Source organism: Micromonospora carbonacea (genome assembly GCF_014205165.1).
Lineage (GTDB): Bacteria > Actinomycetota > Actinomycetes > Mycobacteriales > Micromonosporaceae > Micromonospora > Micromonospora carbonacea.
The window spans coordinates 1,815,195-1,828,249 of record NZ_JACHMZ010000001.1 but is presented as its reverse complement, the minus strand read 5'-3'; the positions used below and the strand labels follow the sequence as shown (position 1 = coordinate 1,828,249).

General features: G+C 72.9%; 7 protein-coding genes. 3 read left to right on the top strand and 4 right to left on the bottom strand.

Annotated features, from left to right (window positions below; translation table 11 throughout):
- Positions 1-63 precede the first annotated feature (63 nt).
- The 3 genes from HDA31_RS08235 to HDA31_RS08225 all read left to right on the top strand — a co-directional run bounded on the left by HDA31_RS08235 (position 64) and on the right by HDA31_RS08225 (position 5,118).
- Positions 64-1,545, top strand: coding sequence for an aminopeptidase P family protein (locus HDA31_RS08235; protein ID WP_074474298.1), 1,482 nt, complete (start codon positions 64-66; stop codon positions 1,543-1,545).
- 274 nt (positions 1,546-1,819) lie between these two features.
- Positions 1,820-3,367 carry an autotransporter outer membrane beta-barrel domain-containing protein gene (locus tag HDA31_RS08230; RefSeq protein ID WP_184871944.1) on the top strand — a complete coding sequence of 516 codons (1,548 nt, stop codon included), beginning with the start codon at positions 1,820-1,822 and terminating at the stop codon, positions 3,365-3,367.
- 266 nt (positions 3,368-3,633) lie between these two features.
- The gene (locus HDA31_RS08225) at positions 3,634-5,118 is read left to right on the top strand and encodes an autotransporter outer membrane beta-barrel domain-containing protein (protein ID WP_178065728.1); all 1,485 of its coding nucleotides are present in this window, start codon (positions 3,634-3,636) and stop codon (positions 5,116-5,118) included.
- 90 nt (positions 5,119-5,208) lie between these two features.
- On the opposite strand, the gene pulA is transcribed toward HDA31_RS08225, so the two are convergent.
- The 4 genes from pulA to HDA31_RS08205 form a co-directional block, all read right to left on the bottom strand.
- The gene (pulA, locus tag HDA31_RS08220; RefSeq protein WP_178065729.1) at positions 5,209-10,707 is read right to left on the bottom strand and encodes a pullulanase-type alpha-1,6-glucosidase; all 5,499 of its coding nucleotides are present in this window, start codon (positions 10,705-10,707) and stop codon (positions 5,209-5,211) included.
- Positions 10,708-10,912: 205 nt separating this feature from the next.
- Positions 10,913-11,668, bottom strand: a complete 756-nt coding sequence (locus HDA31_RS08215) for a cellulose binding domain-containing protein (RefSeq protein WP_178065730.1) — start codon at positions 11,666-11,668, stop codon at positions 10,913-10,915.
- A 143-nt stretch (positions 11,669-11,811) separates the two neighbouring features.
- Positions 11,812-12,201: a DUF6841 family protein gene (locus HDA31_RS08210; RefSeq protein ID WP_178065731.1), complete on the bottom strand. Its 390-nt coding sequence runs from the start codon at positions 12,199-12,201 to the stop codon at positions 11,812-11,814.
- A gap of 78 nt (positions 12,202-12,279) precedes the next feature.
- On the bottom strand, positions 12,280-13,038 hold the full coding sequence (locus tag HDA31_RS08205; protein ID WP_178065732.1) for a hypothetical protein: 759 nt from the start codon (positions 13,036-13,038) through the stop codon (positions 12,280-12,282).
- Between the last annotated feature and the right edge of the window lie 17 nt (positions 13,039-13,055).

The window sequence follows — 13,055 nt, the reverse complement described above, 5'->3', positions numbered from 1 at the left end:
GTCTCCGCTCGCGCCTGCGCCGGGGTACCGTCTGGACCAGCGACGAGGCGGAGGGAGCGGATCATGAGCGAGGACCGGACGGACGGCCAGCCGGCGGACGGCACCGAGTCGCACGACCCGGATTTCCCGGAGGCGTTCCTGTCGTTCATGCGCCAGGGCTGGCGGGACACCACCCTGCCGGTCGGCCCCCGGGTGGAGGTGCCCAACCACGCCAAGCGGCGGGCCGCGCTCTCCGCGGCCTTCCCCGGCGAGACGCTGGTCATCCCCACCGGCGGGGAGAAGACGCGCGCCAACGACACCGAGTACCGGTTCCGGCCGGGCAGCGACTTCGCGTACCTGACCGGCGACCCCGACCCCGACAGCGTGCTCGTGCTGCGCCCGAACGGCTCGGGGCACGACGCCGTGCTCTACGTGCGGCCCCGCTCCTCGCGGGACAACGACGAGTTCTTCCGCAGCCGGCACGGCGAGCTGTGGGTGGGCCGGCGGCACACCCTCGCGGAGAAGTCGACCGAGCTGGGCCTGCCCACGGCCGACCTGGCCGAGCTGGACGCGGCGCTGGCCAACCTGGCCCCGGGGCGCACGCGGGTGCTGCGCGGCTTCGACGCCCGCGTCGACGCGGCCGTGCGCCCCTACGACGGGCCCCGCGAGGAGGGCCAGCCGGCCCGCGACCGGGAGCTGGCCATCGCGATCTCCGAGCTGAAGCTGGTCAAGGACGAGTGGGAGATCGCCCAGCTCCAGGACGCGATCGACGCCACCGTGCGGGGCTTCGAGGACGTGGCCCGGGTGCTGCCGGCCGACCGGGGCGTCTCGGAGCGGCTGCTGGAGGGCATCTTCGCGCTGCGGGCCCGGCACGACGGCAACGACGTCGGCTACGGCTCGATCGTCGGGGCCGGCGAGCACGCCACGATCCTGCACTGGGTGCACAACCACGGCACCACCCGGCCGGGCGAGCTGCTGCTGATGGACATGGGGGTGGAGAACCGCAACCTCTACACCGCCGACGTCACCCGGGTGCTGCCGGTCGGCGGCCGGTTCACCCCGCTGCAACGCCAGGTCTACGACATCGTGTACGCCTCGCAGCAGGCCGGCATCGACGCGGTCCGGCCGGGAGTGGCGTTCAAGGACGTGCACCGCACCTGCATGCGGGTGCTCGCCGAGGGGCTGCACGAGCTGGGCCTGCTGCCGGTGAGCGTGGACGAGGCGATGGACGAGAAGTCGACGGTCTACCGCCGCTGGACGCTGCACGGCTTCGGGCACATGCTCGGCATCGACGTGCACGACTGCTCGAACGCCCGTAAGGAGACGTACCGCGACGGCACCCTGGGCGAGGGCTACGTGCTCACCGTGGAGCCGGGGCTCTACTTCCAGCCCGAGGACGACCTGGTCCCGGAGGAGCTGCGCGGCATCGGCATCCGGATCGAGGACGACGTGCTGGTCACGGCGACCGGCGCGGTCAACCTGTCGGCGGGGCTGCCGCGCCGGGCCGACGAGGTGGAGACCTGGCTGGCCGAGCAGCGCGAGGCGGGCCCCCGCCTGCCCGGCTGATCCCGGTCCCGGCCCCGACGGGCCCCGCCGCGGGCGTGTGACGGTCCCGACCGTCGCCGCGCCCGGGGCGGGGCCCGTCGCCGTGTGGCGACCGGTCCGGCGGGTGCCGTTGATGCCCCTTTCGGGGCGGATGCGGGCTTTACTCGGATATGACCTCCTCGCGAGGAAACCTCTCATACGGTGGGCATCAGAACGCTGCAACCGATTTGTAGCTGGTCGCGCCCCTTCGCGCGGTGCGGCCCCTTCTGGTAGCAGGAAAGGGCGGAAGGCTCTGATGTCCCACGACGAAACGACTCCCGAAGGCGGGGTGCACACCGTCCCGCCGGCACCCGCGAAGAGGCGGCGGGCGCTCTGGGTCGCCACCGGCGTGGCCGGCTTGACCGGCGTCGTCGGCCTGGCGGCGCTCGGCGGGCTGGCCGCCCGCGACGACCCGTCGGACGACGCGCAGCGGCTGTCCGACCAGCACTCCGCGACGGCCCGGCAGAACGTCAGCGACGCCGGCCGGGCGCAGGACGAGGGCAGGAACGCCGACGAGGACGCCGAACGGCACGGCGGCCAGGATCCCGGCGGGGAGGACGAGTGGTCCGGGCAGGACGACTGGTCCGCCGGAGGCGGCCGGGCCGACGGCAAGGGCGAGGACCGCAGGGACGCCGAACAGGCGCGGGTGCAGGACGTGCCGTGCGACCCGGACCGGTTGATCGCGGCGATCACCCGGGCCAACGCCGACAACGGCGGCACCCTCAAGCTGGCCCGGGGCTGCACCTACACCCTGACCGTCAACAACGGCCCCGGCGGCAGCGGCCTGCCACCGATCACCCAGAACATCACCATCAAGGGCGAGGACTCCACCCTCGTCCGCGCCGCCAACGCGGCACCGTTCCGCTTCTTCGACGTCGTCTCCGGCGGCCACCTGCGCCTTGCCGACGTCACCCTCACCGGCGGCCAGGCACCCCAGGGCGGCGCGATCCGGGTCGCCTCCGGCGGCGCGGCCGACCTGGAGAAGGCGAAACTGGTCAACAACAACGCCATCGCCCTGATCGGCACCGGCGGCGCCGTCGACAACGCCGGCACCACCACCCTCGACCACACCACCGTCACCGACAACGCGGCCGTCCTGGCCGGCGGCGGCATCAACAACACCGGCCTGCTCAAGGTCAGCGACTCCAAGATCGCCGGCAACGCCGCCGGCGCGGCCGGCGGGGCGATCAACAACTTCACCGGCACCGTCGTGGTCCACAAGACCGCGATCACGGGCAACCGCTCCGTCGGCGCCGGCGGCGGCATCGCCAGCGAGGGCGGCATCGTGAACCTCGACGACACCGAGGTCACGGACAACACCACAGGCGTCACCGGCGGCGGCATCGGCGTGCTCAACAGCCAACTCACCCTGCGCCACAGCACCGTCGCCCGCAACGCCTCCGTCGGCGGAGGCGGCGGCATCGCCAACACCTCCGGCCTCCTGCTGTCCAGCACCGTCACCATCGAAGACAGCAAGATCGCCGAAAACCTCACCGACGGCATCGGCGGCGGCGGCATCCTCAACGTCGACCTCACCCCGGCAGGACCCGGCGGCACCGCCAGCCTCACCGTCCGCAACAGCGAAATCGTCAAGAACAAGGCCACCCTCGGCGGCGGCATCCGCAACATCAACGGCACCGTCGCCCTCACCAACGCCAAGATCGTCAACAACACCGCCCTCGCGCCCAACGGCGGCGGCGGCATCAACACCAACACCAACATCACCGCCGTCGACCCCACCACGGTCATCGTCGGCAACCGACCCAACAACTGCACCGGCACCGTCACCAACTGCTTCGGCTGAGACACATAGCGATCGGGCCCCTCCCGCCGTCCGGCGGGAGGGGCCCGACACCGTCGCCCGGCCCGCCGCCGCGCCGACCGATCCGGAGGGCGGTAGCGCCGCCACCGGGAGCCGCGTACCGAATGTGGGGTTTCTTCTGATAAGCGCCCGTAGTGAAGAAGACTCTCATACGGTGTTCTTCAGTAGCTACAACCGATTTGTAGCAAAGGGCGCCTCGCCGTAGCGGAGCGACCTTGTCTGATACGAAGAGAGGGCAGAGAACTCCGATGTCCAATTTCCTTCGGAAGAACCACGACGCCGCCGGGGAGACGACCTCCCGGACACGCGGCCGGAAGCTGTGGCTGGCCTCCGGCGTCGCCGGCCTGACCGGCGTGGTCAGTCTCGCCGGGGTCGGCTTCGCCACCAGCGCCGGCGCTGCCGGCATGGACCGGCTGACCGACCTGAAGTGGTCGACCGCCGAGCAGGTCGCCAAGGACGACGGCGGCTACGGTCGGGACGAGCGCGAGGGCCGCAAGGAGCGCGACGAGCGCGACGAGCGCGGTGGCCAACGGCCGGGCGAGGACGGCAAGGCCGAGGACGGCAAGGGCGAGGACTGGGGTCGGGTGCAGGAGGTGCCGTGCAACCCGGACCGGTTGATCGCGGCGATCACCCGGGCCAACGCCGACAACGGCGGCACCCTCAAGCTGGCCCGGGGCTGCACCTACACCCTGACCGTCAACAACGGCCCCGGCGGCAGCGGCCTGCCACCGATCAGCCAGAACATCACCATCAAGGGCGAGGACTCCACCCTCGTCCGCGCCGCCAACGCGGCACCGTTCCGCTTCTTCGACGTCGTCTCCGGCGGCCACCTGCGCCTGAGCGACCTGACCCTCACCGGCGGCAACGGCCTCACCGGCGGCGCCATCCTGGTCGAGCGCGGCGGCACCGCCGAGATCGCCAAGTCCAGGCTCGTCAACAACGACGCCCTGGCCGCCGGCGGCGCCATCGAGAACGAGGGCACCACCGTCCTCGACCACAGCGTCCTCACCAACAACACCGCGATCCTGGCCGGCGGCGCCATCAACAACACCGGCCTGCTCAAGGTCAGCGACTCCAAGATCGCCGGCAACGCCGCCGGCGCGGCCGGCGGGGCGATCAACAACTTCACCGGCACCGTCGTGGTCCACAAGACCGCGATCACGGGCAACCGCTCCGTCGGCGCCGGCGGCGGCATCGCCAGCGAGGGCGGCATCGTGAACCTCGACGACACCGAGGTCACGGACAACACCACAGGCGTCACCGGCGGCGGCATCGGCGTGCTCAACAGCCAACTCACCCTGCGCCACAGCACCGTCGCCCGCAACGCCTCCGTCGGCGGAGGCGGCGGCATCGCCAACACCTCCGGCCTCCTGCTGTCCAGCACCGTCACCATCGAAGACAGCAAGATCGCCGAAAACCTCACCGACGGCATCGGCGGCGGCGGCATCCTCAACGTCGACCTCACCCCGGCAGGACCCGGCGGCACCGCCAGCCTCACCGTCCGCAACAGCGAAATCGTCAAGAACAAGGCCACCCTCGGCGGCGGCATCCGCAACATCAACGGCACCGTCGCCCTCACCAACGCCAAGATCGTCAACAACACCGCCCTCGCGCCCAACGGCGGCGGCGGCATCAACACCAACACCAACATCACCGCCGTCGACCCCACCACGGTCATCGTCGGCAACCGACCCAACAACTGCACCGGCACCGTCACCAACTGCTTCGGCTGACGGACGACGCAACACAGCCGGCCCCCGCCACGGAAGTGGCGGGGGCCGGTCGCGTCCACCCGGGGTACGCCGGGCGGACGCCGACGGCGGTTACCGCTGCACGAAGACCGCCACGCTGCGCGCCGGCACCGTGAACGTCCCGCTGCCCCGGTCGAACGAGGCGGTGCGCAGCACCGGATCGGCCGAGGCCCGCAGCACCGGGTGCAGCGCCACGTCCGACCCGCGCAGCCCGGTCACGGTCTGCTGCGCCGCCTGCGGGGTCGCGTTGAACACGACGGTCACCGACCGCCACTGTCCGCCGAGCCCCCGGGCGTCGAGGGTCATGGTGAGCACGCCCGGCGTCTCGGTGACGCCGGACAGCGGGAACGCCACGCGCTTCTGCACCTGCTCGGCGGTGTCCAGCCCGAACACCGGCGACGACTCGCGCACCCGCAGCAGCTCCGCGTACCGGGCGTCGGCCAGGTCGATCGCCGCGCAGTCCGGCACCAGCTTCGCATCCGCCAGCAGCGGCTTCGCGTACGGCCACTTGTCCTGGTTGTCCTGCGCCGGGGGCAGGCCCGCGCCGAACCCGTTGCCCTGGGCGCAGTCCCAGCGGATCTGGTTGAACCAGTCGCCGGAGTTGTAGGAGTTGCGGTCCAGCGACTTCGACCGCAGCCGCTCCGAGCCGGCCGTCACGAACCCGGTCCCCTGCCCCAGCGCCACCGTACTCAGGGCGAGCACCTGCATCCGGGCCCGATCCGTCGCCGAGGTGGCCTGCGGCAGCTTGTACGCCAGCGCGTCGTACAGGATCTCGTTGTCGTGCGCGTCGACGTAGGTGACCGCCTCGCCGGGCGCGGCCGTGTAGCCGGCCGGCGAGCCGTTGTAGTCGACCTGGCCCCCGGTGACCTGCCTGCCCGACGAGTCGGTGAACCGGTAGCCGCGCAGGTTGCCGGTCAGCCCCACCTTGATCAGGTCGTGGGCGTGCAGCAGCCGGGCCTTCTGCTCGGCGGCCGTGCCGTTGACGGGGTCGCCGTTGGGGTCGGTGAACAGGCCGGAGGCGAAGCCCTGCACGCGCGGGTTGGCGTCGAACGGGCCGCCGCCGCGCACCGCGTCGCGCAGCCGGTCGTTGAAGGTGCCGACGCCGGTGCCGGCCATGTTGGCCTGGGTGGCCTGCGTGAACCGGGCGTCGTCGGCGACCTCGCCGAAGTTCCAGCCCTCGCCGTAGAGCAGGATCTTCTTCCCGTCGACGCCGTCGCGGGCGACGGTGAGCTGGTCCAGGGCGGCGCGCACGGCCAAGATGTTGGCCTTCGGGTGGTGGCCCATCAGGTCGAACCGGAAGCCGTCCACCTTGTACGCCTTGGCCCAGGTGACCAGTGAGTCGACCACGAGCTTGCCCATCATGGCGTGCTCGGGGGCGGTGTTGGCGCAGCACGTGGAGTTGGCGACCGCCCCGTCGTCGAGCAGCCGGTGGTAGTAGCCCGGCACCACCTGGTCGAGCACCGACCTGGCGTCGGTGCCGGCGGCCGAGGTGTGGTTGTAGACGACGTCCATGACGACCCGCAGGCCCGCGCCGTTGATCCCGGCGACCATCCGGCGGAACTCGGCGGTGCGCGCCGCCCCGGCCGGGTCGACGGCGTAGCCGCCCTCCGGCACGGTGTAGTGCAGCGGGTCGTACCCCCAGTTGTAGCCGTCGGTGTCGGCGACGGCCGCGACGCAGCGCTGCTGCTCGTCGGAGTCGGCCGGCAGCGTGGCCAGGTCGCACGCCGGCTGCTGCTGGTCGGCCCGCCGCTCGGGGATGGTGGCGAAGTCGAACGCGGGCAGCAGGTGCAGGTAGTCGACGCCGGCGTCGGCGAGCGACCGCAGGTGCTTCATGCCGGTCGTGCCCGGGTCGGTGAAGGCCAGGTAGGTGCCGCGCCGCTCGGCCGGCACGCTTGCGTCGGCGACGGAGAAGTCCCGCACGGAGACCTCCTGGATCTGCGCCTTCGCCGGGGGCACGGCGGCCGGCTTGCGCAGGCCCGCCCAGCCGGCCGGGGCCAGGGCCGGGTCGGCCAGGTCGACGAGCTGGCTGTGCGTGGAGTCCGGCGCGAGGGCCACCGAGTACGGGTCGGTCACCGACGCGGTGACGACCCGCTGCGCGGCCGGCTGCCACGCGGACACCCGGTACCGGTAGTACTTGCCGGTCCAGCCCGGCTCGCCGCGCACCGACCACACGCCGGTGCGGTCGTCGCGGCGCATCGCCACGACCCGTGGCGCGGCGGTCGGGGCGTCGGAGAGCTCCAGCGCCACCGACCGGGCGGTGGGCGCCCAGACCGACAGCGTGGGCACCCGGCCGGCGAAGGTGGGGCCGAGCCTGGCGGCGGTCGCGGCGGCGTACACGTCGTCGAGCACGCCCGGGACCTGCACGCCGGTCGCGCCGAGCAGCTTCCCCTCGGCGTCCCGCTCGGTCACCACGAGCTGCCCGCGCAGCGCCGCCGGCACCTTCGCCAGGTCGCCCCGGTCGAGGGTGAAGGCGCGGTGCGCCCACAGGTGCGGGAACCGCGCGCGCTGGGCCTCGGTGAGCCCGTCGCGCTGCGCCCGCAGCGGCAGCGAGGTGTACGTCCCGGACAGCTCTCCGTCGACGACGCTCACCCCGCTGGAAGGGGCGGTGACCAGGGCGTACGTCCGGCCGTCGGTGTCGGGAGTCTGCCAGGCGACGGTGGACCGGTCGATCCACTGCGCCCGCTGCTTGGTGATGTCCACGTCCCTGGATACCCCGGAGGAGGTCGTCGGCAGTAGCCGGCCCGGCGTGGCGGCGAGCAGCCACACCTCCCGGCCGGCGGTGGCGAAGTCGAGCCGCTGGTCGTCCGGCAGGTCCTTGGTGTCGCCGTTGTGGACGATGTAGCTCAGGCCGGTCGCCCCGGCGGCCAGCGGCACCCGGAAGACCGCGCCGAAGGGGTCGACCTTCTCCGGCTTCAGCGGGCTGGCCCAATCGGTGGGGTTGGCCGCGCCGTCCCACAGGTGCAGGCCCCAGCCGTCGTAGTCGTTGTCGGCGCGGCGGTAGTGGATCAGCGCGGTGTCCTCGGCGACGGGCGGGTCGGGCTCGCCGGTGGCGGCCTGCCTGCTCGGATAGAGCGCGGCGTCGCCCTGCTTCACCCACACCTCGCCGGTCTGCGTCACGTCGACGGTGCGGTCGGTGGCGACGTCCTTGTTGCCGGCGGAGTCCACCACGAGGAACCCGACGGACTCCGCGCCGGGCTTCAGCTTCACCCAGGCGAACCGGCCGTACGAGTCCTCGCCCGCGAACGGCTGCCCCTTGGGCCACTCGGTGACATACGCGGGGTCGATGTCGCCCCACGCGTACAGGCCCCAGTCGGCGTAGCCGCCGGCCGGGCGCTGGTAGTGCACGACCAGCCAGTCCCGCGACGCGCTCTGGGCGGGGGTGCCGACGGTCGCGGTGGAGCGGGTGGCGGCGACGCGGCCCCGGCCGTCGCGGACGACCGCCTTGTACTCGACCTTCGTGCCGCCGGCCAGGCCGGTCAGGTCGTGGTGCACGGTGTACGGGGCGGTGTGCGCGCTGCCCAGCAGGGTCCACCGGCCGCCGGCGACCCGGGCAGCGACGGTGATGGTGGCGAGGGGATCGCCGGTGACCTTGGCGGTGACGGCGGCCCGGGTGGCGACGGGCGTGCCCGGGGCGGGGGCGGTGACGGCGATCGTCGGCTTCGCGGCGGCCTGCGGGATGGCCCTGGCGGCCCGGTGGACCACGGCGGACATCGCCGGCACGGTGACGGTGAGCTTGCCGTCCGCCCCGGCGGTCGAGGTGCCGGTGCCGCCGTGGATGCCCGCGAACGCGGTGCCGGGCGACCAGGTGTCCACGGTGACGGTCTGCGCGGTGTCGGCGTTGTTGACGGCGACGACGTACTCGACGCGCTGGCGGGGGTCGACGCGGGAGAACGCGAAGACGCCGGGACCGTCGGCGGCGTACCGGGTGACCTGCACGCCGTCGCGCAGCGCCGGGTGGGCCTGGCGCAGCGCGCCCAGCCCGGCGATCGTGCGGTAGAGCGGGTGCGTCGCGTCGTACTGGTCGGCGGCGTGGGTGCGGTCGGTGCCGATCAGGTCGTCGTCGAGGTAGTCGGCCGTCTTCGAGGCGAACATGTCCTGCCGGGCGTCCTTGTCGCCGCCGGGGCCGGTGAAGCCCTGCTCGTCGCCGGAGTAGACCACCGGCTGTCCCCGGGTGAGGAACATCAGCTCGTGGGCGAGGGTGGCGCGGCGCAGCTGCGCGGCGTCGTCCCCGCCGGCCGCGGCGACGAACGAGCCGATCCGGCCCATGTCGTGGTTGCCGAGGAAGGTCGTCAGCCGGTTGGCGTCGGTGTCGCGGGCGGCGTACAGGTCGTCGCGGGCGTACACGTCGGCGAGGGCCTTCGCGGAACCACCGGCGGCGGTGTAGCCGCGCGCGGCCTCCTGGAACGCGAAGTCGAGGGTGGCGGGCAGGCCGCCGCGCCGCACGTACGTGGAGGTGATCTCCGGGTCGGCGCTGTAGACCTCGCCGAACATGAAGAAGTCCTTCTTGCCGGCCTTCTCGGCGGCCCGCTCGATGCCCCGGCTGAACTGCGGCCAGAACTCCAGGTTGGCGTGCTTGACGGTGTCGAGCCGGAACCCGTCGACGCCGGTCGCGCCGATCCAGTCGCCGTAGACCTTGGTGAGGCCGGCGACGACCTCGGGGCGCTCGGTCCACAGGTCGTCCAGGCCGAAGAAGTCGCCGTACTCGCTGTTCTCGCCGGCGAAGGTCGAGTCGCCCCGGTTGTGGTACATGGTGGCGTCGTTGAGCCACGCCGGGACCTTGACCTTCGCGTCGGCCGGGCTGTCGAAGGTCGGGGTGTACGGAAACGAGTCGGCGTCCACCTTGGGGAAGCCCCGGGTGCCGTCGGCGTAGTTGCGGTCCTCGAAGGCGCGCCCCTGCGCGTCGGTGTAGGGCGCGGTCAACTTGTCGATGTAGGCGTACTTGTCCTCGGCGTACTTGATGACGTCGGCGGTGTGGTTGACGATGACGTCGAGGTAGACCTTGATGCCCCGCCGGTGCGAGAGCTGCACCAGCTTCTTCAGCTCCTCGTTGGTGCCGAAGTGCGGGTCGACCTGGGTGAAGTCGGTGATCCAGTAGCCGTGGTAGCCGGCGGAGACGTCGTCGCCGGCGCCCTGCACGGGCCGGTTCTTGAAGACCGGGGCGAGCCAGATGGCCGTCGTGCCGAGCCCCTGGATGTAGTCGAGCTTGTCGATGACGCCCTTGAGGTCTCCGCCGTGGTAGAAGCCCTTGTCGGTGGGGTCGAGGCCGGTGGTCAGCCGGTCGCCGGTGAGGCCGCCGGCGTCGTTGCGCGGGTCGCCGTTGGCGAACCGGTCGGGCAGGACGAAGTAGAACTGCTCGGCCCGGGCATCGGCGGAGCCGGCCGCGAGCAGGGCATCGGCGGAGGGTTCGGCGCGCCACTGCGTCGCGCCGGCGGCGGCGAGGGGGTCGGTGCGGGTGCCACCGTCGGCGTCGCCGCCGAGCTGGCGCACGGCGACGGGGGTGCCGACGAGGGCGAGGGTGAGGGTGGAGACCAAGGCGAGCATCGCCTTACGGGACATCGGCGGGGGTGTCATCGACGGCCTTCCTCTGGTCGTGATTGGCCCGCACGCTAGCCCTTGCCGAAACGTTCTGCAATACCTTGCAAACGGAGTCGCAACAAAGCAGTCATCTTGCAAGCGCCTGCGGACGACGGCGTGCCCGCCCGCCCCCGGGGACGGCAGACGCGTGCCTACGGCGCAGGAAGGAGCCGGCCACGGCCGGTGGCGACGGAGCGGGCCGTCAGCGCAGGCCGGAGCAGCCGGCCCCGTCGACGGTGCAGGTCGTCGGCCGGGTGGCCCGCGTCTGGTCGAAGTGGAACCGCAGCGGCACCGACGCGCCCGCACCCAGGTCGACGCCGCTGGTGAAGGTCCAGGTGTCGCCCGAGCGGCTGATCCGGCCCTGCGGCGCGCCCTCGATCCACGCGGTCACCAGGTGGGCGCCGGGGAAGGTCATCCGGACCGTCCAGTCCTGCGCGGACCGGGACGCGTTGCGCACCAGGACCTCGCCGATGAACGCCCCGTCGTAGGAGTTCATCACCCGGTACGCGCCGCTGACCGACGGCGACGCGGGCGGCCTGGCCGGGGTGGTCGGGGCCGGCGGCTCGGGTTCGGGCGCGGGCGGGGCGGCCGGCGGCGCGGCCGGCTCCGCCGGCAACGGCGCGACGCCGCCCCCGCCGACCGGGGTGGTCGCCACGGCGTGCCCGGCGGGCTGCGCCCCGCTGGGCGACAGGGTCGAGCGCGGGGAGAGGCCCGGCACCACCGGCGCGGGCGGCTCGGTCACCGACCGGCTCACCGTCGGCGGCAGCGTCGGCAGCGGCATCGTCCACTCGGGAGCCGGGAACGCCTCACCGACGGGACCCCGGCTGCGGTACGTGCCGAGCGCCACGAACAGCAGCACCACCATCACCACCACCCCGACCGAGACCACGATCCAGGGCGAACTGGCGATGGCGGCGTTGGTCCCGGGGGTGGGTTGCGCGCGACGTGTGCCCGACATGTCCCTCCCTCATCGGTCCCGCCGGGAGAGCGTAGCGATCATCGGCAATGTCGGAAAGGGCCGGAGCCCACTGAACCGTCCTAACAGTCCAGTGAGCCCGGTTCCGGCGATGCCGCGGGCCCCCGAAGGTCGCCGCGACGCGGTCAGGCGGTGCGGATCACCGTACAGATGGCCGGGCCGTCGTCGGTACTCCGCAGCAGGTAACGGTACCGCTCGCCCGGAACGCGCCGGCCCCGGCCGTCCAGGAACTCCCACTCGACGGCGACCTCGGTCAGCAGCGCCGACACCGGCTGCACGTCCCCGATCACGGCGTGCGCCGCCACCAGCTCACGCTCCCGGTAGTCCGGGGCCGCGCCGACGAACGACAGCGCCACCGCCGCCGGGGACGCGAACGAGAAACTGTAGGTGTCGGCGACGACCAGTCCCGGCAGGGCGTAGCAGGCGGCCACGGCCGCCACGTCGCCGGTGGTCAGGGCCACGCCGTACCGGTTGAAGAAGTCGGTCAGCGCGTCGAGATCGGTGGATGCTGTCACGAGGACTCTCAGTTGCCGGGCGTCCGCCCCGACAAACCCCGTCGGCGGCGGCACCCCGCAGCGCGCCGCCCCGACCGCTCACCGTGGCGGGATCCGCACCTCGATCTCGGCACCGAGCTGCGCCCCACCGGTCAGCCCCAGGTCGTCGCCGCTCCAGAACCGGCCCGGGTCGTACCAGTTCGGCCGGCGGCCCGCCGGCAGCAGGCCCATCGCCTCGTACGTCACCGCGACGACCTCGGCGCAGTATGCCGTCTCCAGCGCCCGGTCCCGCACCGCGACCCCGCCCGCCCGCTCCGCCTGCGCGGCTCCCCGGTCCGGCTGGTCGACTGCCCGCTGCGCCTGGTCGGCTCCCCGCTGCTCCGACAGGTCGGCCGCCCGGTCGCGCCGGCCGGGCAGCGGCAGCGGCAGCCGCACCTGCGGCACCCGGCCCCGCGCCCACCGCCAGGCGAGCTGGGCGGTCGACGGGAACGGCGTGCCGTCGAGGCGGGCGACGGTGCGCAGCACCGCCTGCTCCATCGTCGCGTCGGCCGGCGGTTCGAGCTGGCGCAGCCAGGCCCGCTGGCCGTACCGGTTGGCCCAGACGCAGACCGCGTCCCGCAGGTCGTGCAACTGCACGCCGCGATGGTGGGTGCCGGTCCACATGTCCCGCAGCGACCGGCCCAGCTCGGCGTGCCACATCAGCGGCGGCAGGTCGTCCAGGACCACCGCCATGCCCACGTGGTTGACCGGGCTGTTGGTGGTGAGCTGGATGGCGCGGTCGGGCACGCTGCGACCCCGGAACACCCACACGTCACCGGTGCGGGTCAGCTCCACGGCCTCGTCCAGGCCGATGCTCATGCCGTCACCCCGTCGCC

Bases quoted from the DNA above. Each gene is read 5' to 3' on its own strand.
- HDA31_RS08225 (WP_178065728.1), top strand. From the start codon at position 3,634: ATGTCCAATTTCCTTCGGAAGAACCACGACGCCGCCGGGGAGACGACC.
- HDA31_RS08215 (WP_178065730.1), bottom strand. From the start codon at position 11,668: ATGTCGGGCACACGTCGCGCGCAACCCACCCCCGGGACCAACGCCGCC.
- HDA31_RS08235 (WP_074474298.1), top strand. From the start codon at position 64: ATGAGCGAGGACCGGACGGACGGCCAGCCGGCGGACGGCACCGAGTCG.
- HDA31_RS08230 (WP_184871944.1), top strand. From the start codon at position 1,820: ATGTCCCACGACGAAACGACTCCCGAAGGCGGGGTGCACACCGTCCCG.
- pulA (WP_178065729.1), bottom strand. From the start codon at position 10,707: ATGACACCCCCGCCGATGTCCCGTAAGGCGATGCTCGCCTTGGTCTCC.
- HDA31_RS08205 (WP_178065732.1), bottom strand. From the start codon at position 13,038: ATGAGCATCGGCCTGGACGAGGCCGTGGAGCTGACCCGCACCGGTGAC.